Below are 24076 nucleotides of genomic sequence, written 5' to 3' on the forward strand. Positions count from 1 at the left end.
ATAAGGAACGAGGCCGGGGCTCAGTGCGTCGCTCTCACGCCGCGTGTCAGGCGCCTCCTACGTGGAGGGGAACAGGAGCGGCAGGTTGTGTTCAACCTGGTTGGCGACGGACGTGCTCGAGTGTGACTCCCCGTCGTCGATCCATAGCTGCAGGCTGGTTTCGGTCATCAGGTTGGGGTAGTCCTGGTGGAGCTCGTCAAGCTGCGGGGTCATGTCCCACAGCGCGGGGTCTTCGGAGCCGACCGAGGCCAGGATGCGGAAATCTCCCGGCCCGTAGCCCTCGCGCACTGCCCCCGCGGTGATGAGCTCGGCGAGCCGCTCCTCGTCGGCGTCTTCCTCGCGCCCAATCCAGGATTCGCCCGCCATCGGCATGTACCCGTAGAAGTACTGGGGGCGCAGCGCGAACGCGTCCCAGGTGGTCGTCGCGCCCATCGAGAAGCCGCCGAACGCGCGGTGCCTGCGCGAGGCTCGAAGGGAAGCGTCGGAGGTGTCGCCGTGCGCGAAGGTTGTGTAGCGTGTTTCAACCGCGTTCATGAGCGTGTCAATCTCGCTCGTCGCGAAGAAACGATTGAGGGTGTAATCGTCCTCGTAGTCGTCGGTCGCGAACGACCTGTCCGGGTAGTAGGTCGCAAACACGACGATCGTGGGTGCCGCCTCGCCCGTTGTCTCCAGCTCGTCGACGACCGGAGCGACCCCGTCGGCCAGGCCCGCCGCGTTGCCCCACCATCCGTGCGTCAGGTAGAGGACGTTCGCGGGCGTGCCCGGCGAGTAGGAGGCGGGCACGTAGATGAAGGCCTGCTTGCTGTAGGTCTGTCCCTCGTAGCGCTGCTCGTAGGTGAGGGTGTCGATCGACCCATGCAGGGACGAGGCCGTGTCGAGTAGGGCAGCGACGGCCTCGGACATGGGGTCCTCGTCCTCGTCGTAGGCGATGGGAGAGGGATCCCGCTGTTCGTGTGCCGAGGGAAGGGTGAGTGCCGCGAGGCCTGCGAGGCCGAGCATGGAGGCCGCAACCGCGAGCGAGGCGACGATGGTTGTCATCCGCTTGGATGTTCGCCTGACGAACCTCGTGTTCATTGGCCGCCCCTCGCCTGCATTCCAGATACCCTCATGAGTCCCACTCTATGCCCGACCGGGCAGCTGCGACTAATCAGTGTGGGGCTGCGCGCAAGTTGCTGACGGTTTGCTTATGCGGCTGTTGTCCTTCCCGCGCGGCGTCTCCCCACCAATGTCGCATGCAATTCCCCCGTCGGGCTTTCAGGATTTGAATTTTGATCGTTGAAATTCCGGGGTTTGTGGGGGAGCGATGATAGGGGTGGTTGGGGAATCGCACACGGAATGTGGGGGACGATGAGGACGAGGCGGGGGAGTGGGAAGAGAGACGAGGAGCCTAAGCGGGGGATCGGGATAGTTATCGTGTTATTCTCCCGGTATCTATCGAGAGTTGCATGGGAGCAATCATGACCCGAGACCTGATCCGTCGTGGAGACAACGAGCGTCTGGTGTTTTCTGCAACACCCCTTCCTCAGCTGACGGACGTTCCCGTCGAGGGGACGTACGAGGTGAGCCTGAATGAGGGCAGCGAGCCGGACGAAACCGCAGCGTTCGAATTCGATCCCAACGCCTCGCCCGCGCAAGCCAGGGATTACGTTGTCGCCGCAGCGAGCGGCACCCTCATGGGAGCTCTGAGCGTCCTGTGGCAACAGGACCTCAACCTGGCCGATGCGCGCAGGCTCGGGGCTGAAAAGATCGAGAAGATCGTCATCGGAGCGGCCCAGAGGGTGGGCCTGAACAAAGACAACCCGAGCATCGCAGACGCGATCCGCTTCCTCGAAAATAGCTTCCCATTCGTGGGGGATAAGCTCACCGCAGCATTCGGTGGCGGCCTCCAGCACCACCTCCGCGATTTCTCCCATCACCCCTCGCCCGTTGGGCTCGTGTGCTCCATCCTCATGCAATTCACCGGCAAGGGGTTTGGAACCGCGACGGATGGGAGCTTCCTGATTGTCGACCTGCCCGCCGAGGCGCTCAAGGATGGGATGCTATTCGGTAGGAATAGCGAGGAGAAGTTCCTTTATGGCACCCTCAACTGGATGCTCCACCTCATCAGCGACATGGCTGGGTCGAGCGCAACTCCCGGCTTGGGCACCGGCATTCCCGGGCCTCTTCTCTCCTTCCTCAAGGAGGCCTCGGCCCTGCCATTCTTCCGCGACATGTCCATCGCGCACGAGGATAAGATCGCGACGTTCTCGCAGTGGGTGTCGAAAGCCTTTAACGGCACTCTTCTCAAGGACGAGGATGGCAATCCCCTACGCTTCGATCTGCGGACCGAGGTTGGCCTGGCGGGGCAAATCCTGACGCAGGTTCCCGCTGTTCTCGCGAATGAGTGCATTGTTCGCGGTTTCTACACGATCACTCGCTTCGTCGACGAATTAAAGCGCTGCGACGTGTCCAGCGTCAAGGATCTGGCGCGCATCAATCCCTCGCGATTCCTGCCTCTCAACAGCCGTGCGCTCACGCGCATGCTGACCGTTGCCTCGGGTTCCTTCGTGGTCGTCAACACTGCCATCGCCGCGGTTCGCGCGGTGGTGGAAGGCGCTGCCAGTGGTGAGGTGGGAGCGGTCCCCCTGTTCTTCATGCGCCTCAACTACGCCGGGATTGGCCGTTTTGCTTTCGCCTTGCGGGCCGACAGCTCCTACATCTACGAGGACGTCGAACAGTGGTGGGAGCGGCGCCGCGCGAGCAAGGCGGGTGCGGATGTTGCCGTGTTTGCGCCCATGGGTGATGACGTGCAGCGAGTGCTCGACTCGCTACGCATGGCGTGGCTCGAGGATGACTGTCGCCGCGACAAGAAGGATGCTGTGCGCGCGCGTAAGGAAATCCTGATCGGTGCGTGGAAGCGTCGGCTACTCGCCGCCTGTGAAGAGACGGACGCGAATTACTTCCGTGACTCTGCCGATGCCTACCGTGAGTTGAGCGCCTTGTGCGCGAGAGAGGGTGGGGAGTCTCTTCGGCTCGCCATCGCCCAGCAGTTGCTCGTGTTCGAGCCCTACGTCACGGACAAGAAACTCTCGTTGTCGCACAAGTGGCTTACCGATGTCTTTGTGACCGAGCAAGATGTTATCGATGCAGCAACCCTTAAACGCCTCCGGAATGCGCGCACGTCTTACGATCGTTGGCTTTCGGGTACATACACGAGGCTGGCGGTGGGCGGCGCGGCGGCTGCCGCTGCGACCGTCGCCACGGGTGGGGTGGCCGCCGTCGCTGCTCCCGCGATTGCGGCCGCCCTGGCCGGCGAGGCCGTGGTCGGGTTGAGCGGTGCGGCGCTGACGAGTGCGAGCCTGGCCTGGGTCGGCGGAGGCTCCCTCGCTGCGGGAGGCCTCGGAATGGCGGGCGGGAGCGCGATCATCACGGGAGGGGGCGCGGTTCTGGGCCTGACGACCGCTTCCGGAGGAGCGGCGCTCGTGGGAGCGCTGAGCAAGGACTACGCCGAACAAGTGAAGCGAGGGTGTGTCGAGTGGCTCGCCCAGTGTTCGGTGCTTGTGGAGGAAACGCCGACACTGGCGTTGAGGATTATCGAGGAGTCGAAGGCGCGCTTGGAGCGTGCGATCGATGCTGATAAGCGCACGATTGAGACCCTGAAGGGGGCGAAAGAAAGAGGCCAGAAGAAGCTGAGGCAAAGCCTGGAAAAGGGGGTTTCTCACCTCGGCTACACCGTGGCCGAGCTGGGCAGGCTGGAAAAGAAAGCGCGTGAGGCTGCAGTCGAGCGCGGTGATCTCGCGCCGGGTACGAGCTCCGACGTCGCCCGCGTGGCAGACGCAGACTAGCGTGTGACCTGTCAGTCGCCGGGGGTCGTGCGCTCGCAAGGTGGCATACCCTGGGTTTATGACACCTGAGATCACGGATCCGCGCTTCCAGAAAATCGCCGAGGAGATTGCCGCAGACCCCGCCAACGCCTCGTACACGAAGCGAGGCGTGGGGCCGCTGTTCTACGCGGGGCCTCAGTGTCGCATCATGATCGTCGGCCAGGCACCCGGGCGCGTCGCCGAGGAAACCGGCATCGTGTGGAACGACCGCAGCGGCGACCGTCTGCGCGACTGGATGGGCGTCGACCGCGATACGTTCTATCACTCGGGCAAACTCGCAATCGTCCCCATGGACTTCTACTTCCCGGGCACCGGAAAGAGTGGGGACCTGGCGCCGCGCAAGGACTTCGCCGACACGTGGCACCCGCGCCTGCTTGAGCTCATGCCGAAGCTCGAGATGACGATCCTCGTCGGCGCCTACGCGACCAGGCGCTACCTGGACCTGAAGTCCTCGGCCTCCCTCACGGACGTCGTGCGCGACTACAAACGCTATCTGCCCACGTACTTCCCGCTGGTCCACCCCTCGCCGCGCAACCAGATGTGGATGAAAAAGAACCCCTGGTTCGCGTCCGACGTGCTGCCCGACCTGAAGAAGCAGGTCGCCGCGCTCATGGCCTGAGCGTTGTGCGTGAGAATCCACGCATCAGTGCACGTCGGCAGTCACGTACATGAAGGCGCGTGGATTGACGAGGCCGGGGCCGGGGTGAGTGGTGCACACTAGAGTGCATGGACGATCTGCGCATTCCCGCTGGGCCCGGCTGCCCGCACGGCCTCATCGTGCCCGCGGGGGAGCTGGAAGAGCGCTTCTCCCACGCCTCGGGCCCGGGCGGGCAGGGCGTCAATACGGCGGATTCGCGGGTGCAGCTGAGCCTGGATCTGGGTGCGACGAGCGCGTTGAACGATCGCCAGCGCGAGCGCGCCCTGTCGGTGCTCGGCGAGCGACTCACCGGAACCGTCCTCACGATCACGGCCGCCGAGACCCGTTCCCAGCGCCGCAACCGCGCCGCCGCGCGTGAACGCCTCGCGCACGTCCTGCGTTCAGCGCTCACCCCGCCCACGCCTCGTCGCGCCACGAAGCCGACGCGCGCGTCTAAGCTGCGCCGCCTCGCCGACAAGAAGAGGCGCGCCGAGGTCAAGGCGCGCAGGCGCCGCCCCGACGCGGAGTGAGCACTTCGGACGAGGTCGTGTCCCGCTACGCCCATGCGCTCCCGTCGGTGCGCCAGCCGATGAACACCCAGGTGACGGGCAGGCGATAGTCGAGGACCCAGTGCTCCTCTGTCACCTCTGTGGGATCAGTGGGAGCCTCACGCACGACATGCTGTGCCACGTATGCGTCGAACAGTCGCTGCTCGCGTGCGGTGAACGGCTCGGGGCCAGCCAGGCGACGAAGGTCCGAGCGGGCCTCGTCGAAGGAAGAAAAACGCATCGGCCGGAAGGTCTGGGTCCTCGCGCCTACCGGGGTCCGGCCCATGGCAGCCAGTGCGCGGGTCACGTCGCGGACGATGCGCGGTAGACGCGCAGTGCGCCCGAGGTAGGTAAGCAGGCGCGGGTCGCGGGAGGGGAGCAGGCTGTCGGGCACGACGACCGCCGCACGCGAGCGCGCAGCCGCGTCGAGCTTGCGCACGCAAGCGGACACGTCCCCGCTCATGAGGGAACGTGACGCGAAGGCGACATCCACACTGTTCTCACCCAGGCCCGCATTCTCCCAGTCGTCCTCCCAGGCGAGCAGGTGGGAGGTGATCGGCAGATTCTCCGCGGCCGCGCGCTCCTCGAGGATCGCCAGCATGGCCTCGGCGAAGTCGCAGCCGTGGACGCGGTGCCCGGCGCGGGCCAGGGGGACGGCGAGCGTGCCCGTCGCGCACCCCATGTCGAGGACCTCCTCGCCCGCTTCGAGCGCGAGCAGATCGAGGAGCCATCGCTCGTAGTCGCTGGTCGCGTCTCTCGTGAACGTCGTCGCCCGCTTGTTCCAATAGGCCTGCGAGTCCCGGTTGACTGTGCTCGACTGTTCTCCGTGCGTGGTTGGCATCATGCGATGCTCTCACTTTCGTATCGGGAAGCCTGACGGCATCGCCCGGCGACAGTCAGGATAGTCCTTCAGTTCCAGCGAGAAAAGATCCTCGCGAGGAAACAGGAATCATCCGGCCAAGCGCGTGGAATAATGGCCGCGTGAATTCTTCTCCTGCGCTGCCGAACTTCTCCAGCGACTACCAGGAAGGCGCGCACGCCCGGGTGCTCGACGCCCTCGTCGCCACCAACATGGAACAGTCCAGCGGCTACGGCACCGACGAGCACTGCGAGCGCGCCCGCGACCTGATCCGAGGCGCCTGCCAGGCCCCCGACGCCGACGTGTACTTCCTGGTCGGCGGCACGCAGACGAACGCCACCGTCATTGACGCGATCCTCCTGCCCTGGCAGGGCGTCATCGCCCCCAACACCGGCCACATCAACATGCACGAGGCCGGCATCGTCGAGCGCGGCGGCCACAAGATCCTCGACACGCCCGCCGTCGAAGGCAAGATCAATGCCGCCGACGTCGGACGTATCTGCTCGGCGTGGGAGGGCGACGGTGCGCGTGACCACATGATCGCCCCCGCCCTCGTCTATATTTCACAGCCCACCGAGTACGGCACGCTTTACTCCCTGCAGGAGCTCGAGGAGCTTTCCGCCGTGTGTCGCGAGCGCGACCTCAAGCTTTTTGCCGATGGCGCGCGCCTCGCCTACGCGCTGGCCTCGCCCGCCAATGACGTGACGCTGGCCGACTTGGCGCGCCTGACCGACGTCTTCTACATCGGCGGCACCAAGTGTGGCTCCCTCTTCGGCGAGGCCGTGGTCATCCCCGAGCGCGGCTCGATCCGCCAGTTCGTCACCCACATGAAGCAGCACGGCGCGCTCTTGGCGAAAGGGCGCCTCCTGGGCGTGCAGTTCGAGGCGCTCTTCGAGGAGGGCCTCTACCTGACGATCGGCGAGCCCGCCGTCAAAGCGACCGCGCGGATCCGCGAGGCCCTCAAGCGCGCAGGCTACGTCGTCACCATGGACTCGCCGACCAACCTGACCTTCGTGGCCCTCGATCAGGCCGGGCACGAGCGCCTGTCGGACAAGGTGCGCTACAGCATCTGGGAGACCCTGCCCGACGGGCGCCTCCTCGCGCGCATCGGCACCTCCTGGGCGACCCCCGAGGAGGACGTGGTGGCCTTCGAGCAGGCCCTGGCGCGGTAAAGGTAGTACTTCTGCGTTCTCTGGGGGGAGTGTGCTGTCAGGGTCTTAAATGTGCTATCGATCTGATAGCATATAGCTATCTATATGTCGATTTTGGAGGTGTCAAATGGCGACCGCTACGGTGACGGTTCGACTCGACGCTGAGGATAAGGCCGCGATGGAGCGTGCCTGCAAAGAAATGGGTCTCTCTATGAATACCGCGTTCACGATCTTTGCGAAGAAGGTGGCGCGGGAACAGCGGATTCCCTTCGTTTTGGAGGTTGATGGCTTTTACTCGCGCGCCAACCTCGCTCATCTTGACCACGGTATCGCGGAGCTGGAGGCCGGGCGTGGTATCTCGCGAGAGCTGATCGAGGATGCGTGACCTTGTCTGGGCCTCCGAGGCCTGGGAGGACTATCTGTGGTGGCAGACTCAGGATCGAAAGACACTGAAGCGCATCAATGCACTACTGCGTGACATTGCCAGGAACGGGCAAGATACTGGAATCGGTAAGGCTGAACCGTTGAAGGGGCGTTACTCGGGGTGGTGGTCACGCCGCATTGATGCGGCAAATCGCCTTGTCTATCGCGTGCGTGATGATCGAGTCGAGATCATTTCATGTCGAACGCACTATGGGGATCACTAGCCGGCGAAGTGGCAGCCGTCCGGTGGGTGGGCCGGGTGGATCGGGGGACGAGGCCGGGCTAGGCTGGGTGCATGACACTCAACGAAGAGAAGAACGAATTTTCTGCCCTGGCCGCCTCCCGTCGCTCGACCCGCGCCTTCACGGATCGCGAGATGCCCGCTGGCGTTATCGATGCGATCCTCGCTGACGCGACGACGGCGCCGTCCTGGTCCAACACGCGTGCCTTCCGCGTCGCGATCGCGTCCGGTGCGCGCGCCCAGCGCCTGCGCGAGCGCTTCGGGAAGCTGTTTGACGAGGAGATCGAGGCCCACGCCCGCAAGGCCATCGACCCCGACGTGGAGATTCCCGTCCCGGATGGCGACTTCCCGGTGCGCAAGCGCTACCCGGACGAGCTGCGTCCTGCCCAGATCGAGGTCGCGAAGCTCCTGTATGGCACCTACGGCGTGGAGCGCGCCGACATTGAGGGGCGTAACCGCGTCAACCGTCGCAATGTCATGGCATTCGATGCGCCCGTCATGGGTTTTGTCTTCGTTCACGAGGACATGCTGCCATGGAGCGCGATGGACGCTGGCCTCATGCTTCAGACCCTGTTCCTGTCCGCCAAGTCGCGCGGCATCGACTCGTGCCCGGTCGGCATCCTGGCCACCTGGCGCACCCCCGTCGATGAGGAGTTCGAGATCCCCGAAGGCTACAAGTTCATCACCGGCTTCGCCCTCGGCTACGCCGATCCGGACGCGCCGATCAATTCGATGCAGGCGCCGCGCCCGCCGATCCAGCTCCTCGAAGGCAAGTAACGCTACGAGCGGTACATCGCTAGTCGTTGAGCTCAGCGCGCAGGTCGGCCAGGCTCACGCGCTGCCGTCGTCGTTGCGCACCGCCTCCCGGAAGGCCGCGAGATCGCGCGCATCCTCGAGTTCTTCCAGGGCCAACAAGTCGTCGACGCCAATCACGATCGCAGTGAGGCGGCCGTTTTTCGTCACTCCGATACGCTCGCCGCCGTAGGACGCTCGTCCGAGGACGTCGGAGAGGTTCGCGCGCAGCTCCCGAGTCGATAGGGTTGTGGCAAGTGTGTTCATAGTGTCGGTTTAGTACCTTGTGTACACGTCTGTGTCTGTATGAGCCTTCCTGGGCGTGAACAGTTTCCCACGGACATACGTGGCACCCAGGTGAGCGTCTACCGTGGAACGGGGCTTCGGCCTCGTGAAACGTTCACAATCGGAAGGACCCCATGTCCAAGAAGTACCTCTCTGTTGCCTTTGCTTATGTGGGCGTCATCGTCGGCGCGGGCCTGGCGAGTGGCCAGGATCTGCTCCAGTACTTCCTCTCCTTCGGTGCCACCGGATTGATCGGCATCGCGGCCCTCGGTGCGGGTGCTCTGGCCCTGTACCTCAATGTGGATCGAATTTGGGACTTCGACGCCCGTGGATCGGGGCAGGTAGCCTCCTGTAACTTCGGCTGAGACGAAGATCCCAAAGCTTCGTTTTCGGGGGGATTGGGTTGGGTATTAGGTATTTAGTCCCTTCTGTACAAGCTTAAGTAAGGCTATCGTTAATTATTTATGGCTAATGCTGTATAGAATGGCGGCAGGCGCTGTCAAACCAGCGCTTGCCGAGGAACTGGGTCGTCCCTCGGTGCATGTTTGCGATCGGAAGGACCGCCATGTCAAAAAAGTACCTCTCTGTCGCCTTCGCCTACGTGGGGGTCATCGTCGGCGCGGGCCTGGCGAGTGGCCAGGATCTGCTCCAGTACTTCCTCTCCTTCGGTGCCACCGGATTGATTGGAATCGCGGCCCTGGGCGTCCTCAACATCATCTTCGGCGTTGTCGCCCTCCAGCTGGGCTCCTACTACCGCTCCGGCCACCACGACGAGGTCTTCGAACGCATCACCCATCCCGCCGTGCGTCGCGTCATTGACGTGGTGCTTGTTTTTTCTGGTTTCGCGATGGGCTTCGTGATGCTCGCGGGCGCGGGCGCGAACCTCGAGCAGCAATTCGGTTTGCCCGCGTGGGCTGGCAGTGCCGTGTGCGCCGGCCTCGTGATTCTCACGGCCTTCCTGGATTTTGACCGAATCATGAAGGTGATCGGCGTCTTTACGCCCATGATCGTCATCGCGATCGTCGTCCTCGTCATTTACTCGCTGGTAACCCCGCACCCGAGCGTGGCCGAACTGAATGCGACCGCCACTCAGGTCACCCCGGCTCTGCCGAACCTCTGGTTCTCGGCGATCAACTACTTCGCGCTGTGCGTCGTCAACGGCATCGGCATGGCCTTCGTGCTGGGCGGCTCGGTGCTGCGCATCCGCGAGGCTCGCCTCGCGGGCCGTATCGGCGGCGCGATCATCGCTCTGGTGATCGGCGGCGATGCCCTCGCCCTCTACCTGAACATGGACCGCATCTGGGACGTCAACGTGCCGGCCCTCGAGATTGCGCGCATGATTCACCCGGCCTTCGCCTTTGTCTACACCCTCATCATTTTCGCGCTCATCTACAACACGGTGTTCTCGCTGTTCTTCGCGACAGCCCGCCGATTCTCGGGGGGGTCGACAAAGCGCATGCGCATCGTCCTCATGGGCGTTGTCGCGCTGGGGTATGCGGCCTCGCTGATGGGCTTCAAGAAGCTGATCGGCGGCATGTATCCGATCATCGGCTGGCTAGGCGTCGCGCTCCTGGTGGTCCTGGCTGCGGGCTGGTTGCGCGAGCGCGCGGGCATCTCGCACGAGGAGAAGCTGCGCCGCAAGCTCATTCGCCTCCTGGTCCACAAGCATGCCGATCACCTGGAGTACACGGACGAGCATCGCGAAAAGGCCCGGGAGCTCTCCCGAGCGTCGGTTGCGGACTCCAAGCAGCTGCGCCGCGACGCCAGCAAGCTCGCCAAGGATATTGCCGATCGCAAGCCCAACGTCTCACCCTCCGACCTGGTTACGCGGGGTGCGGGTGAGGGCTAACGTGCGGATCGCGCGCCGGGCGGCTCGTCGACGAGGCCTCGGTGACCGAGGCTATCACGGCAGGTCAGGTGCAGGTATGACTCACGAAAGGGACGAGGCAGTGGCTGCCTCGCGCTCGAGGAGCCAACGTTTCAGGGTGGCGCCTCCCGCATAGCCGCCCGGGCCGGTAGACGCGACCACGCGGTGGCAGGGACGAATGAGGATCAACGGGTTGCGCGCCACCGCCCCGCCGACCGCGCGCGCCGACGCGGCGACCCCGGCCTCGCGCAGGCGACCCGCCAGCTGGCCGTAGGTCATTGTGTGCCCGTAGGGAATGGCGCTCATAGCCTCCCAGACGCGGAGCTGAAACTCGCTGCCCATGGGCGAGAGCGGAACGCGGGCGGGGGAGGGGACCCGCCAGGCGAAATAGTCGTCCAACCAGGACGCGGCCGCAGCCAATGCGGCCGCGTCCTCGTCTCTTCCAACGTTCGCGTCACGTCCACAACCATCTCGGGAGGACGCCGACTCCGCGTAAGCGGCCACGGCCTCGTCGACGCCATAGGGGACACCAAAGAAACGCTGCCCCGCCGCCCACAGGCCGACGAGCGCACCACCCCGCGCGGCCAGCGTGAGGCGGCCGATGGGGGAGGTGTAGGTGGCGAGTGCCGGATCAGAACTGCTCGGGGTGCTCTCGGTAGGCATACGCCCACACTGTCACGGCGACAGTCACAGCGCGAGTCCAGGCATCACGGACGGCGCTCAGTTCGTCACCCTCGAAGCCCTCCGCGAGGAGACGGTGACCGACCTCCACAGTGGGCGCGATGAAGGCGAGCACGTAGCGCAGGGGCACGAATGGTGTCGAGTCCGCCCCATCCGCCGCGTTCTTCGCTGCGGACATGTGCCGTGCGCCGATCAGGTACTGGTAGTCCAACCACGCCTGGTCACGCTCGCGCGTGCACATGTCGATGATCCACTGGGCGAAGCGCGGCTTTGACGCCTGCGCGTACTCGGGGTTTGGCTGCCCGTCCGGGTGCGCGGAATGTGCTGCCAGATACGTCTTTTGAGCCAGAATTCCGCGCCACGTGTCGACCATTTCCATAGCGTGTGGCGCCAGGATGGGTTCTGCTCGTGAGAGCAGCTCTGCGTCACCGGGCTGGACGTGTGCGGCGGCCTCGATCTGGCGTAGATCCTCGAGTGTGAGCGGGGATGTGGGGACGGCATCGGTGCCGTAGGTGTACCCCGACGAGTGGTTGTAAGCGGTCATGAGAACCTCCTTGAAACGATGCGTCGATTGTACAACGTGCTCTGATCGTGTGGGTCTGTTTGACATCTGGGACTGGTATGGAGCGCAGTTGGGTGGGCGTGGTTCGTGCGAGTTCGCCGTGCGCGTAGCCGCTGTGGTGAGGTGGCAACGGCGCCGCGGGGGTTGCGCACAATACAATTAACCTGTGGATCCCCTTCTTATTGCCCTGGCCGGAATGCTCATCATCGTGGCATGCCAATTCATCGCGCCCAAGGTGCGCGTGGCATCCCCCCTGATCCTGCTGGTCGTCGGCCTGGCGATCGGGTTCCTGCCCCAGGTGGGGGCCATCGAGATCGAACCACACATCGTCCTCGAGATGGTGCTGCCGCCCCTGCTCTTCTCGGCGGCCGTGCGAATGCCGACCATGGACTTCCGGCGCGAGATGCAGGCCGTCGCGATGCTCGCGATCCCCCTTGTCTTCGTCTCCGCCTTCGCGGTCGGCTTCGTCATCAACTGGCTGGTCCCCGCGATCTCCCTGCCCTGGGGCGTCGCGCTCGGCGCGGTCCTGTCCCCGACGGACGCGGTCGCCGTCTCGATTGCGAAACGCTCCGGCGTCTCCCACCGAATCATCACAGTCCTCGAAGGCGAGGGGCTCTTCAACGACGCAACCTCGCTCGTCCTGCTGTCCGCCGCGATGAGCGCGGGCCTGGCCGCAGACGAACACGCGCTCAACCCGGGCCTGCTCATCGGCAAGGTCGCCATCGCCCTCGGTATCGCTGCGGGTATTGGCTGGGTCGTCGGCGAAGTCGGCGTGCGCCTGCGCGCCCTCATCAAGGACCCTTCCGCCAACACCGTTTTCTCTTTCGCGATGCCTTTCATCGCCTCGATCCCCGCCGAGCACCTGGGAGGCTCCGGCCTCGTTGCGGCCGTCGTCGCCGGCCTGGTCGTCTCAAGCCGACGCGCGGCCTTTATCTCCGCGACCAATAGGCGTTTCACCCAGCAGAACTGGGAGACCATAACGCTCGTCTTGGAGAGCGGGATTTTCCTGACGATGGGCCTGCAGGCCTTCGGCATCGTCGAGGAGGCCGCCGTGTTCTCCGGCGGCCTGGCCTTCGCGGCCTTCCTCGCCGTCACCCTCGGCGCGCTCATCATGGTCATGCGAGCAATCTTCATCGCCATCATGCTCGCCTGGCTGGACCACCGCCGTACCCACCGTCAACGCCGCTACGAAGTTGAGAACTCACGAATCGCACGCTTCGAGAAACGCATGAACGAGGCCTGCGAGGTCGACGCCGACATGCTTCAGGCCCGCAACCTGAGCCCCGAGCACTGGGAGAACGCGCTCAACCACTATCGCCGACGCCTCAAGCGCCGCGAACGCCGCAACGCGATGCGCGGATCGGACCTGGACTACTTCGCGAACGAGCCGCTGGGGCCGCGCGAGGGCAGCGTCATCGTGTGGGCGGGCATGCGAGGCGCGATCACGCTGGCCGCCGCGCAGACAATCTCGACGCACGCGCCGGCGCGCGCGCTCCTGCTCACGATCGCCCTGTTCATCGCGGCGGGGGCCCTCATCATCCAAGGACTGACCCTGCCCGGCCTCATCCGCATCGTCAAGCCCCAGATGGCCTCGGGTGATATCTCCGAAGAAGAACGCGCAAAGCTTCTGACAGTGATGGGTTCCGCGCTCGTGGACACCGCCCTGGCCCAAGCGATCCACGAAGTTGACGGCCAGACCCTGCTCTCCGCCGGCGTCTCTCGCACCCTGTCGCGCATCGGGAACGCGGTCTCCGCAACCGATGAGGCCGAGGGGACCCGCATCGCGCGCACGGCCGACCGCGTCCTCACCGACATCCTCCGGGACGCCTCCACGCAGTCGGGAGCAACCAGCGGCGGACTGTGTCCCGAGTGCGTGGATGACTCGCTTGAGGCGACCGCCAGCGTTGCCACGACCTCGGAATCGGCTTCCCTGCCCGCGAAGGATGCGTCCTCAGCGCTCACGTCACCCAGCGATGACGAGGGACACGGCACGGTCGCCATGAGCGAGGAAGAAGTCGAACGCTCCTTCACGCGCGACCAGATCCGCGAGCTCGCCCTCGAAGCCATTCACGCCCAGCGCGACGCGCTCCTCCAGGCCCGCGACGAGGGCATCTTCTCCTCGGCCGCCCTAGAAGGCGCGCTCGCCCGCCTCGACAACGAGGAAATCCTCCTGGTCTCTAGCCGCGAAACCGACCACTGAGAGCCGACCACTGACGGCGGGCAGCAGGAGTCGGACGGTCACCCCCCGTCCTCGCTGATCGCACAGAATCGGGCCGCACCCCGTGAGGGGATGGCCCGATCAATGCATGAGCGGCGAGGCCTCAGTCCGTCGTCACCCGCGAGGCGTAGGCCGGGTCATCCGTCACCGAGTTGAGGGCCTCCTCCAGGCGCTGCGGGGTCACGATGCCGTCGCGAGCCAGGACCCGGTAGGTCTGGTCGGCCTCGTGCGTGAGCATGTTCGTCACCGTAAAGCCGTTGCGCTCGTAGAACGCCAGGCGACGCACGCGCTGCTGGTAGTTCCCGGCCTCGCGCACGACCGGCTCGATTTCGAGCAGCTGCGGCACATCCCCGTGGCGCTCACGGAAGTGGGTGAGGATGCGCGAACCGTAGCCCGCGCTGCGCGTGCGCCCATCGACGGCGAGGAAACCCAGGTAGAACAGGTCATGAAAGGCGAAAGAGAAGGTCAGGGCGACCACGTTGTCCGCCCCGGTCTCGCCGGCGGGCAGCGAGTCGTCAACCCACGCGACGAAGGAGACCTCGTCCAGCTCGGCGCTCTCCAGCAGCTCGGGAAGGGGGATCTGTTCCTCGGGCGGGAAGGAACGCTCGTAGATTTCCTGGACTTTGTCGGTGATTGGCCCTTCGCTCGGCACCGGAATCTGGGTGAGGTCGGTCATGGGAACAGTCTACCCGCTCGGCCGTATGCCTCCGGGAAGCCTCCCGAGGAACGAGGCCGGGGCTGGGTTTTGGGGACCGTGATGTGATGCGAGAGATATGAGTTCAGGGGTTCATCAGGGAGCGATCAGGGCTCACTCAGTGACCATCGGCGCTCAGATGCGCCGTTCGCTCACCTAAACTTGTAGAGGTTTGACCGGTAGATATGAGGACGAAGCGTGTTAGAACTCAAGGAGATTATCAAGGCCTACCAGACCGCCAACCTGGTGCAGGTGGCGCTCAACAAGGTCTCGGTGGCGTTCCGTGACAACGAGTTCGTCGCCGTGCTCGGCCAGTCCGGCTCGGGCAAGACGACGATGCTCAATGTCATCGGCGGCCTCGACCGCTTCCAGAGCGGCGACCTCGTCATCGATGGCATCTCCACGAAGGACTACAAGGCCCGCGACTGGGACGCCTACCGCAACAACCGCATCGGCTTCGTCTTCCAGGCCTACAACCTGATCCCCCACCAGAGCGTCCTGGCCAACGTCGAGCTGGCCCTGACCCTGTCGGGCGTTTCGCGCTCCGAGCGCCGCAAGCGCGCCCTCGATGCCCTGACGCGCGTGGGACTTGCCGAACACGTCCACAAGAAGCCCTCCCAGATGTCGGGCGGGCAGATGCAGCGCGTCGCGATCGCGCGCGCCCTCATCAACGACCCCGAAATCCTGCTCGCCGACGAGCCCACCGGCGCCCTCGACTCCAAGACGAGCGTGCAGGTCATGGACCTGCTGCGCGACGTCGCCCGCGACCGCCTCGTCATCATGGTCACGCACAACCCTGAGCTGGCCCACCAGTACGCCACACGCATCGTCGAGCTCGCCGACGGCTCCATCGTCGCCGACTCCGACCCCTTCGTGCCCGCCACCGAGGACCGCCGCGAGGCCAAGCCGGCGCGCCGCACCTCCATGGGCTTCCTCACCGCCCTGTCCCTGTCCTTCAACAACCTGATGACGAAGAAGGGCCGCACCCTCATGACCTCCTTCGCGGGGTCCATCGGCATCATCGGCATCGCCGCCATCCTGGCCCTCGCCAATGGCACGAACGCCTACATCGCCCGCACCGAGGAAGAGACACTCGGCTCCTACCCGCTGACCATTCAAAAAACAGGCGTCGACATGACCGCCGCCCTATCCGTCTCCGCCTCGGACTCCGCAAAGGCGAAAACCGCGCCCGACGGGAAAGTGGGCGTGTCCGACATGCGCACCTTCGCGGACACCATCCGCGACGCGAAGACCAACGACCTGGCCTCCCTCAAGGTCTTCCTGGACAACAACGGCGGCGGCATCGAGACGATGACCAACGCCATCGAATACGACTACGACGTGATCCCCCAGATCTACCAGTCCGACACCTCCAAGACGACCGTCCAGGTCAGCCCCGACCAGTCCATGAAGCAGATGGAGGCGGGCTTCGGATCGGGGGCATTCTCCTCGATGATGGTCACCAACCCCTTCTACCAGATGCCCGCCACGACCTCGCTGTACACCTCCGCGTACACCGTGGTCGCCGGAAACTGGCCCACGGGCGCGAACCAAGTGGTCCTGGTGCTCGACGAGGACGGCAACATCCCCAACCTCTTCGAATACACCCTGGGGCTCAAAGACCACAAGGAATTCGACGACCTGATGCGCCAGTACTACCAGGGTGCCCTCGGCGGCAAGCCCCAGTCGGGCGCGCAGTCCGGGACAACCAACGACGCCACCTACGACTACTCGACGATCCTGGGCACCACCTTCCGCCGCATCAACGCCTTCGACAAATACACGTGGGACGACACCTACAAGGTGTGGACCGACCGCTCCTCCGACGCGGACTACATGAAGAAGCTCGTCGACGGCGGCCAGGAACTGACCATCGCCGGCATCGTCAAGCCCAACTCCGACAAGGGAGGAGCCCTGCGTCAGGGCATCGCCTACACGCCCGCCCTGACCTATCAGATGATCGAGGAGGCAACGGCCAGCCCCATCGTCAAGGCCCAGCGCGCCAAGCCCGACGTCGACGTCTTCACCGGAAAGACCTTCAAGGAACTGGCCGACAACCAACAGAGCCAGTCCGGTGGCTTCGACATGTCCTCCCTGTTCACCGTCGACGAATCCAAGCTCTCAGCCGCCTTCCAGATCGACCCGAGCAAGCTCCAAATGGACCTGTCCGGCATGGACTTTAGCGGCCTCGACCTGTCCGGCATGGACTTCAGCGGCCTCGACATGTCGGGACTGGACCTGTCGAGCATCGACCTGTCTGCCCTGAGCGCGCAATCGGGCATGCAGTCGGGCATGTCCTTCGACCTGTCCTCCCTCGACCTCGGGGAACTCAGTAAGGACCTGCCCCAGCTCGCTAACGTCGACTTCCAGACGATCATCCGCTCGGCCCTGGCCGACGGGGCCGTCAAGGAAGGGGCCGCCGACTACCTGAGCACCCAGGCCACCCAGATCGCCCAGGGCTTCCAGGAATACGCCCAGAAGCAGATCGAGGAAGGCGGGACGACCGACTTCGCGACCCTGGCCTCGTCCTACTTCTCCCAGCCAGAGGTGATGGAACAGCTACGAGCGGCGGTCTCCTCCGACCAGGTCGTGGACGCCGACAAGCTCGCCGCCAACCTCACCAAGGCCCTCGGCAACGACCCGGCGCTCGCCCAGATCGGCACCGACGTCTCCGCCCAGGTCATGAACGCCATCTCCGCGCAGATCGCCGCCCAGCTGGGCACCACCCTCACGCAGGGGGTGAGCGCCGTCATCGGCCAGGTCATGCAGGAAGCCATGACGAACGCGATGACCTCGATGATGACGCAGCTCTCCGACGCCATCGGCCAGCAGATGAACACGGTCATGACCCAGTTCGCGACCAACATGTCCAGCGCCTTCTCGATGGACCCCAACGCCTTCGCCGAGGCGTTTCAATCCAACGTGGACGAGAAGTCCCTCGCCGCCCTCATGGCGACCATGTTTTCCACGAACGTCCCCACGCTCGAGACGAACCTGCGCACCCTGGGATGGGCGGACATCGCCTCGCCCTCCAACATCTCGATCTACCCGCGTTCCTTCGCCGACAAGGACAAGGTGAAGGACGTCCTGGACACCTACAACAAGGACAACGAGGCGGCGGGAGCCACCGACAAGGTCATCACCTACTCCGACGTCATGGGCACCCTCATGAGCTCGGTGACCAAGATCGTCGACATCATCTCCTGGCTCCTCATCGCCTTCGTGTCGATCTCGCTCGTGGTCTCCTCGATCATGATCGCGATCATCACCTACATCTCCGTGCTCGAACGCCGCAAGGAGATCGGCATCCTGCGCTCGATCGGCGCCTCCAAGGGCGACGTGTCCCGCGTCTTCAACGCCGAAACCGTCATCGAGGGCTTCCTCGCGGGCGCGATTGGCGTGGGCGTGACCTACGGCTTGTGCGCGATAGCAAACGGCATCGCCTACTCCTCCTTCAACGTGGAGAACATCGCGCAGCTCTCGCCGCTCACCGCGCTGACCCTGGTCGCGGTGTCCGTCGGCCTGACGGTCATCGCCGGCATCATCCCGGCCGCCCGCGCCTCGAGGCAGGACCCCGTCGAGGCGCTGCGATCGGAGTGAGCGGAGACGGCCTCGGCCCTTCGGGGACGAGGCCGTAGCCTCGCCACGGGGCGCGCGCGGCTGCGCTAACCTGGGGGTACGCCCACTCTTATGCACCACGAGGAAAGAGGAACCATGCCCACTCCCGACAAGCTCGCCACCGACGCCGCCGTCGCAATCATGCTGGCCGACGGCTTCGAGGAGGTCGAAGCCCTGGCCGTCGCCGACGTCCTGTACCGCGCCGGCGTGCGCTCCGACCTGATCTCCGTCACCGACGCGCGCCACGTCACCAGCTCTCACGGCATCCGCGTGGTCGCCGACCTCATGCTCGAGGACGTGGACCTGTCGACCTACGCGCTGCTGTTCCTGCCCGGCGGTCTGCCCGGCACGACGAACCTGAAGGCCACCCCCGCCATTCAGGCCGAGGTCCTGCGCCGCTCGGACGCGCGCGAGCCGATCGCCGCCATCTGTGCCGCGCCCTCGATCCTGGCCGAGCTGGGCGTCCTCGACGGCCGCCACGCGACCGCGAACCCCGCCTTCATTCAGGCCATCGCCGCCGGCGGCGCGATCGCACACGAGAACCCCGTCGTCGTCGACGAATTCATCACGACGAGCCGCGGCGCCGGGACCGCCCTGGAGCTCGGCCTCGAGATCGTGCGCCAGCTGCTGGGCGACGACGAAGTCGAGGAGATCTCCCGCGGCGTCGTCCTCACCCGCTGACCCCCATCCGTCTTTCCGAGAGGACACCCGTCCCGCATGAGCCCGCGCAAGCCTCGTCCCTGGCCCGACACCCCCGCGCCCCTGGCCGCGCCCGTCGTGGACAATCACACGCACCTGCCCACCCACGCCGGAGAGATCCCCCGGCGTGAAGGCGTAGCGCTGAGCCTGGACGAGCAGCTGGACCGCGCCCGCGAGGTCGGCGTCACCGCCCTCGTGTCGAGCGCCTGCGAACTGCCGGACTTCGACCCGATGATCGAGATCGCGAGGGCCCGCGAGGGCGTGCGTGTAGCGCTGGCCATCCACCCCAACGAGGCGGCGCTGCACGCAGGCTGCGCCGAGCCCTCGCCCGACGGTCTCACCCCGCGCGTGCTCGAGCACCACGTGCCCCTCGACGAGGCGCTCGCCGCGGTCGAGCGGCGCCTGGGCGACCCGACGGTCGTCGCGGTGGGGGAGAGCGGCCTGGACTACTTCCGCACCGCCGAACCGGGGCGCCAGGCTCAGAAGGAGTCCTTCCGCGCGCACATCGAGATGGCCGACCGCGCGGACCTGCCCCTCCAAATTCACGACCGCGAGGCCCACGACGACACCCTCACGATCCTGGGCGAGTGCGCCAGCGCGGATCAGCGGATTGTGTTCCACTGCTACTCTGGGGACGCCGCCATGGCCGAGCGCCTGGCCGAGCGCGGGTGGTACGCCTCCTTCGCTGGGCCCATCACCTACCCGGCAAACGAGGAGCTGCGCGCCGCCCTGGCTGTGCTTCCCCGCGAGCGGGTGCTCGTCGAGACGGACGCCCCCTACCTGACGCCCGTCCCGTGGCGCGGCTGCCCCAACGCCTCCTACGTCATGGCCCACACCGTGCGTTTCATCGCGCAGCTGTGGGACGTCAGCGAGGCGGCGGCGTGCGACCAGCTACGAGCGAACACGCAGGCGGTCTACGGCTCCTGGTGGTGAAACCCCGCGGTGTCATGACCAGCGGAAACATGCCCATTGCGAGGCCGGGGCGGGTCGCCGGGGCGCGCGCGGCCTCGCGTGAGTTGCATCAAAGTGCTCGCGAAACGGTAACAAATTGGTTACGGTTGGAGTGTCAGTCCGGCTTCGGACGCCCGAGCGAGACAATGCGCCGCCGCGAGAGGCAGCGCGCGCAACGAGGGCGACGAAGGCGGAAACTACAAGGTTTGGAGCCCCGTGAGCGTTAAGCCCTCCCGCACAACCGTCATCTCTGTCGCCGCCGCGACGGCCGTCCTCGTGGCAGGCACCGCCGCCGCCGGCATCGCAACCTCCTACCGCCACGTCACCGTCGAGGTTGACGGCGTGACCCACGACGTGTCCGGCTTCTTCACGACCGCCGGTGACGCCCTGAGCACCGCGGGCGTGAGCGTGGGCGCACACGACCTCGTCGCCCCCGCCTCCGACCAGTCCGTCGCCAACGGCGACACCGTCGTCGTGCGCACCGCCACCGAATACGACGTGACCGTCGATGGAAACCAGACCACCGCCTGGTCCACGGCCTCGTCGATCTCGGGCGTCCTGTCCGCCCTGCCCGCCTCCTCCGCGACCATGGCGGCCGACCGCTCCTACACCCGCGCCGAAATGCCCCTGGCCGAACACGGCGAAACCATCCACGTCGTCGCCGACGGGACCACCACCGACGTGGTCGCATCCGCCTCCGAGGGCGCGAGCGCCATCCTCGACAAGGCCGGGGTCAGCGCCGGACCCATCGACCGCGTGACCCTGGAAAGCAACGGCGGCGAGACGACGCTGCGCGTGGCGCGCGTCGTGCGCGGCACGGTCACCACGACGACCGAAATCCCCTACGAGACCGAAGAACGCGAGGACGCCGAGGCCGAGCAGGGCACCGAGAAGACCGTGCAGGAAGGCGTGGCCGGCTCCGAAGTTACCGAGGCCTACCAGGAGACCATCGACGGCAACGTGACCGTCTCCGCCGTCCTGTCCACGACCCGCACGGAGCCCACGACTCGCATCGTGTCCAAGGGCACCAAGGAGAAGAAGGCCGAAGAGGCGAAGACCTCCACCGACTCCTCCTCGTCCTCGTCTTCCTCCTCTGCCGGTTCCTCCTCCTCGTCCTCGTCCGGTTCCGCAGGCTCGGCAGCCATCTCTGGCGACGACGCGGCCATTTGGGCGGCCATCGCCCAGTGCGAGTCCGGCGGCAACCCGTCGATCAATACCGGCAACGGCTACTACGGCATGTACCAGTTCTCCCTGCCGACCTGGCGCTCCGTGGGAGGCTCGGGCCTGCCCTCCGACGCCTCGGCCGAGGAGCAGACCATGCGTGCGCGCATGCTCCAGCAGCGCGCGGGCTGGGGCCAGTGGGGCTGCGCCTACCAGCTCGGCCTCGTCTAACGTGACATTACCCCCGGAGGCGCTGCTGTCGTAGCGTCCGCCGGGGCCGTCACGCTAAGCTGACCAGCAGTACCCATATCGAGTATCTGGGAGTATCGTGAGCCACCACCTGAGCACTTCGCTGAGCGCCTCCGCGGCCAGCGCCCTGCACGTCCTGGGCGGACACGTGCGTGCTTTCGCGCCCTCTCCGCGCATCGTTCTGGGCGTGGCGGCCCTCGCCTCGGCCGGCGTCCTCGGCATCGCCGGAGTCGGCGTCGCCTCCTCGCACACGACCGTCATGCTCGAAGTGAACGGCGTGTCTCGCCCCGTCACCGCGTGGGGCAACACCGTCGGCGACGCGCTCGCCGTGGCGGGCGTGAGCGTCGGCAGCTCCGACCTGATTCAGCCGGGCATCGGCGACGTCGTGCGCGAGGGCGACACCATCGTCGTGCGCACCTCGAAGGCCTACACGGTGACCGTCGACGGCCAGGCGCGCACCCTGTGGACCACCGCCGCCTCCGCCGACTCCATCCTCGCTGACGCCGCGCCGCTCGGTTCCACGGTCACCCTGGCCGCCGACCGCTCCTCGTCGCGCGACGAGCTGACCCCGCTCGTGTCTCGCGCCCGCAACGTCATCGTCAACGTCGATGGCACCACGCGCGAAGTCGCGGTCCGGCCGGGCCAGGACGCGCGCGCCATCCTCGAGGCCGCCGGCGTCTCGGTCCATCCGCTCGACCGCGTGACCGTCGCGAACGACGAGACCGGAGAACTTTCGATCAACGTCAGCCGCGTGACCCGAGGCCAGGCCACCGAAACCGCGGAGATTCCCTTCAGCGAAACGACGACCACCAGCTCCGACCTGTTCGTCGGTGAATCCCAGGTGACGACGACCGGCGTCAACGGCGTCACCACCTGGACGGTGTGGCAGGAAAAGAACGGCGACGAGGTCCTCACCTCCGTGCCGATCACCGAACACTCCACCTCTCAGCCCGTGACCCAGGTCCGCGCCGAGGGGACGAAGGAGGCCACCCCGGCCGCGCTCGTCGCTGCGGGCATCGACCCGAAGGCCACCCTCGAGGAGAAGACCGAGGCCGACGGAACGACGTCCGTGCGTTACCGCGCCAAGCTCGGCACGCTCTCCACGAAGGAAGAGATCGCCGCGATCGCCGCCGACGCCAAGAACGCCGATGCGGCGACCCAGGCCGCGGCCGCGCAGGCTGCCGCCGATGCTGGCGCCGTTCCCACGAACTACTCGGGTGAGGATCCGCGCTCCCTGGCCAAGCCCATCGTCGCGGCTCAGGGCTGGAGCGACAGCGAGTACCAGTGCCTGGTTCTCCTGTGGAACCGCGAGTCCCAGTGGAACCCCTACGCCGAGAACGCTTCCTCGGGCGCATATGGCATCCCGCAGTCGTTGCCGGGTTCGAAGATGGCGTCCGCTGGCGCCGACTGGCGCACCAACCCCGTCACCCAGATCAACTGGGGTATCGGCTACATCAAGGGCCGCTACGGCACGCCCTGCTCCGCGTGGGCGCACTCCAACGCGGTGGGCTGGTACTAAGCCTGAGAGCTTGCGAGGGCCGGGTCTGACAACGTGTGTTGTCGGGCCCGGTTCTTTTTCTCGGCGCGGGTGGAGTCGTGCTGGTGTGGTGGTTGTGCTTGTGTGGTGGTTGTGCTGGTGTTGTGGTTGTGCTGGTGTGGTGGTTGTGCTTGTGGGCGTGCTGGTGTGGTGGCACTCAGAGCGCGCTCATCCGGATAGGTAACGAACATCTGGATAGGTTATGAGCATCCGGATAGCTTATTAACCTATCCGGATGTGGCTAACCTATCCGGAAGCGTGCAACCTATCCGGATGCGCAGCCTGGCCTGGCTTGGCGTGGTACTGGGGCCTCATGCGTCGCCCTGGCTTGGCGCGGTACTGGGGCCTCATGCGTCGCCCTGGCTTGGCGCGGCGCCCGGTCCTGGTCGGATTCGATGCCTGGGCTGAGCTTGGCGCGGCGCCCGGTCCTGGCTTTGTGGGTTGGGTGGGCTGTGGGGTGCGCATCTCGGCGCGTGCGTAGGTGGATGGGCGTGAGTATCCGGATAGGTAACGAACATCTGGATAGGTTATGAGCATCCGGATAGCTTATTAACCTATCCGGATGCGGCTAACCTATCCGGAAGCGTGCAACCTATCCGGATGCGCGTAACCTATCCGGAAGAGTAGTGTCCCGCATAGTGGTGTAACCGTGTGGTGGTCGGCCCGTTTGATATGGGTGCGGTCACCGTGTGATCCTTCGAGAAAGCTCTCTACTTCTGACTCGAAACGATTTGGAGGCACAACGATGACCGCTCCTCATATTATCGACCCTGCTGGCCTGCTTGGCGAGGCGTTGTCCCAGGCATCCCCGGATTTGATGCGTTCCTTGCTCCAGCACGTGATTAACGCGTTGTTATCAGCGGACGCTGATGCGGTGTGCGGGGCCCAGTGGGGCCAACAAGACCCGCAGCGTCACGCCAGGCGCAATGGGTATCGCTACCGGCCCCTGGACACCAGGGTCGGCACCATTGACGTGGCGATCCCCAAGCTGCGCTCAGGAACCTACTTTCCAGAGTGGTTGCTTCAGCGCCGTAAACGCT

22 protein-coding genes are annotated in these 24076 nt (G+C 65.6%); 16 read left to right on the forward strand and 6 right to left on the reverse strand.

The annotated features are described in order from the left end of the window. Positions 1 to 57: 57 nt before the first annotated feature. A complete protein-coding gene (locus HMPREF1138_RS00860; RefSeq protein ID WP_081495944.1) occupies positions 58 to 1038 on the reverse strand; it encodes an alpha/beta hydrolase in 981 nt (326 codons plus the stop codon). Between the two features lie 419 nt (positions 1039 to 1457). On the opposite strand from HMPREF1138_RS00860, the gene HMPREF1138_RS00865 reads away from it, so the two are divergent. The 3 genes from HMPREF1138_RS00865 to arfB all read left to right on the forward strand — a co-directional run bounded on the left by HMPREF1138_RS00865 (position 1458) and on the right by arfB (position 5030). Then, positions 1458 to 3824 carry a hypothetical protein gene (locus HMPREF1138_RS00865; protein WP_009055381.1) on the forward strand — a complete coding sequence of 789 codons (2367 nt, stop codon included), beginning with the start codon at positions 1458 to 1460 and terminating at the stop codon, positions 3822 to 3824. 58 nt (positions 3825 to 3882) lie between these two features. Beyond that, complete coding sequence (locus HMPREF1138_RS00870) at positions 3883 to 4482, forward strand: uracil-DNA glycosylase family protein (protein ID WP_009055324.1); 600 nt, start codon at positions 3883 to 3885, stop codon at positions 4480 to 4482. A gap of 107 nt (positions 4483 to 4589) precedes the next feature. Next, positions 4590 to 5030 carry an alternative ribosome rescue aminoacyl-tRNA hydrolase ArfB gene (gene arfB, locus HMPREF1138_RS00875; protein ID WP_009055364.1) on the forward strand — a complete coding sequence of 147 codons (441 nt, stop codon included), beginning with the start codon at positions 4590 to 4592 and terminating at the stop codon, positions 5028 to 5030. A 25-nt stretch (positions 5031 to 5055) separates the two neighbouring features. Here arfB and HMPREF1138_RS00880 read toward each other — a convergent pair whose 3' ends face one another. Then, positions 5056 to 5889, reverse strand: a complete 834-nt coding sequence (locus HMPREF1138_RS00880) for a class I SAM-dependent methyltransferase (protein WP_039936346.1) — start codon at positions 5887 to 5889, stop codon at positions 5056 to 5058. A gap of 140 nt (positions 5890 to 6029) precedes the next feature. On the opposite strand from HMPREF1138_RS00880, the gene HMPREF1138_RS00885 reads away from it, so the two are divergent. The 4 genes from HMPREF1138_RS00885 (at position 6030) to HMPREF1138_RS00895 (ending at position 8499) form a co-directional block, all read left to right on the forward strand. After that, positions 6030 to 7079: a threonine aldolase family protein gene (locus HMPREF1138_RS00885; RefSeq protein ID WP_009055334.1), complete on the forward strand. Its 1050-nt coding sequence runs from the start codon at positions 6030 to 6032 to the stop codon at positions 7077 to 7079. 106 nt (positions 7080 to 7185) lie between these two features. After that, complete coding sequence (locus HMPREF1138_RS00890) at positions 7186 to 7443, forward strand: type II toxin-antitoxin system RelB/DinJ family antitoxin (RefSeq protein ID WP_009055348.1); 258 nt, start codon at positions 7186 to 7188, stop codon at positions 7441 to 7443. Next, complete coding sequence (locus HMPREF1138_RS10560) at positions 7436 to 7705, forward strand: Txe/YoeB family addiction module toxin (RefSeq protein ID WP_009055322.1); 270 nt, start codon at positions 7436 to 7438, stop codon at positions 7703 to 7705. The genes HMPREF1138_RS00890 and HMPREF1138_RS10560 overlap by 8 nt, the downstream gene beginning before the upstream one ends. A gap of 71 nt (positions 7706 to 7776) precedes the next feature. Beyond that, positions 7777 to 8499, forward strand: coding sequence for a nitroreductase (locus HMPREF1138_RS00895; protein WP_009055411.1), 723 nt, complete (start codon positions 7777 to 7779; stop codon positions 8497 to 8499). A gap of 54 nt (positions 8500 to 8553) precedes the next feature. Here the strand turns inward: HMPREF1138_RS00895 and HMPREF1138_RS00900 are convergent, their stop codons facing one another. Further along, on the reverse strand, positions 8554 to 8781 hold the full coding sequence (locus HMPREF1138_RS00900) for a type II toxin-antitoxin system Phd/YefM family antitoxin (protein ID WP_009055345.1): 228 nt from the start codon (positions 8779 to 8781) through the stop codon (positions 8554 to 8556). Positions 8782 to 8933: 152 nt separating this feature from the next. On the opposite strand from HMPREF1138_RS00900, the gene HMPREF1138_RS00905 reads away from it, so the two are divergent. Beyond that, positions 8934 to 9164, forward strand: a complete 231-nt coding sequence (locus HMPREF1138_RS00905) for a hypothetical protein (RefSeq protein WP_009055332.1) — start codon at positions 8934 to 8936, stop codon at positions 9162 to 9164. A gap of 200 nt (positions 9165 to 9364) precedes the next feature. Further along, positions 9365 to 10648, forward strand: a complete 1284-nt coding sequence (locus HMPREF1138_RS00910; RefSeq protein WP_009055386.1) for a YkvI family membrane protein — start codon at positions 9365 to 9367, stop codon at positions 10646 to 10648. 81 nt (positions 10649 to 10729) lie between these two features. Here HMPREF1138_RS00910 and HMPREF1138_RS00915 read toward each other — a convergent pair whose 3' ends face one another. Together HMPREF1138_RS00915 and HMPREF1138_RS00920 are read right to left on the reverse strand one after the other, a co-directional pair. Further along, positions 10730 to 11329: a methylated-DNA--[protein]-cysteine S-methyltransferase gene (locus HMPREF1138_RS00915; RefSeq protein WP_009055374.1), complete on the reverse strand. Its 600-nt coding sequence runs from the start codon at positions 11327 to 11329 to the stop codon at positions 10730 to 10732. After that, a complete protein-coding gene (locus tag HMPREF1138_RS00920; RefSeq protein ID WP_009055343.1) occupies positions 11298 to 11891 on the reverse strand; it encodes a protoglobin domain-containing protein in 594 nt (197 codons plus the stop codon). The genes HMPREF1138_RS00915 and HMPREF1138_RS00920 overlap by 32 nt, the downstream gene beginning before the upstream one ends. A 214-nt stretch (positions 11892 to 12105) precedes the next feature. Between HMPREF1138_RS00920 and HMPREF1138_RS00925 the strand changes: the two genes are divergently transcribed. Further along, positions 12106 to 14109, forward strand: a complete 2004-nt coding sequence (locus HMPREF1138_RS00925; protein ID WP_021611442.1) for a cation:proton antiporter — start codon at positions 12106 to 12108, stop codon at positions 14107 to 14109. A 121-nt stretch (positions 14110 to 14230) separates the two neighbouring features. Here the strand turns inward: HMPREF1138_RS00925 and HMPREF1138_RS00930 are convergent, their stop codons facing one another. Further along, positions 14231 to 14803 carry a GNAT family N-acetyltransferase gene (locus HMPREF1138_RS00930; protein ID WP_009055378.1) on the reverse strand — a complete coding sequence of 191 codons (573 nt, stop codon included), beginning with the start codon at positions 14801 to 14803 and terminating at the stop codon, positions 14231 to 14233. A 216-nt stretch (positions 14804 to 15019) separates the two neighbouring features. Between HMPREF1138_RS00930 and HMPREF1138_RS00935 the strand changes: the two genes are divergently transcribed. The 6 genes from HMPREF1138_RS00935 to HMPREF1138_RS10565 form a co-directional block, all read left to right on the forward strand. After that, on the forward strand, positions 15020 to 18421 hold the full coding sequence (locus HMPREF1138_RS00935; RefSeq protein ID WP_009055384.1) for an ATP-binding cassette domain-containing protein: 3402 nt from the start codon (positions 15020 to 15022) through the stop codon (positions 18419 to 18421). Between the two features lie 114 nt (positions 18422 to 18535). After that, entirely contained in the window at positions 18536 to 19120 is a 585-nt protein-coding gene (locus HMPREF1138_RS00940) for a DJ-1 family glyoxalase III (protein WP_009055390.1), read from the forward strand. A gap of 36 nt (positions 19121 to 19156) precedes the next feature. Beyond that, positions 19157 to 20071 (forward strand): TatD family hydrolase, encoded by a 915-nt coding sequence (locus HMPREF1138_RS00945; RefSeq protein ID WP_009055368.1) that lies wholly within the window; start codon positions 19157 to 19159, stop codon positions 20069 to 20071. A gap of 234 nt (positions 20072 to 20305) precedes the next feature. Further along, on the forward strand, positions 20306 to 21481 hold the full coding sequence (locus HMPREF1138_RS00950) for a resuscitation-promoting factor (protein WP_009055398.1): 1176 nt from the start codon (positions 20306 to 20308) through the stop codon (positions 21479 to 21481). Positions 21482 to 21578: 97 nt separating this feature from the next. Next, complete coding sequence (locus tag HMPREF1138_RS00955) at positions 21579 to 23018, forward strand: ubiquitin-like domain-containing protein (protein WP_009055320.1); 1440 nt, start codon at positions 21579 to 21581, stop codon at positions 23016 to 23018. 763 nt (positions 23019 to 23781) lie between these two features. Then, a partial coding sequence (locus tag HMPREF1138_RS10565; RefSeq protein WP_039937363.1) for a transposase occupies positions 23782 to 24076 on the forward strand: 295 nt, incomplete at its 3' end.

This window comes from Actinomyces sp. ICM58 (genome assembly GCF_000283035.1).
Lineage (GTDB): Bacteria > Actinomycetota > Actinomycetes > Actinomycetales > Actinomycetaceae > Pauljensenia.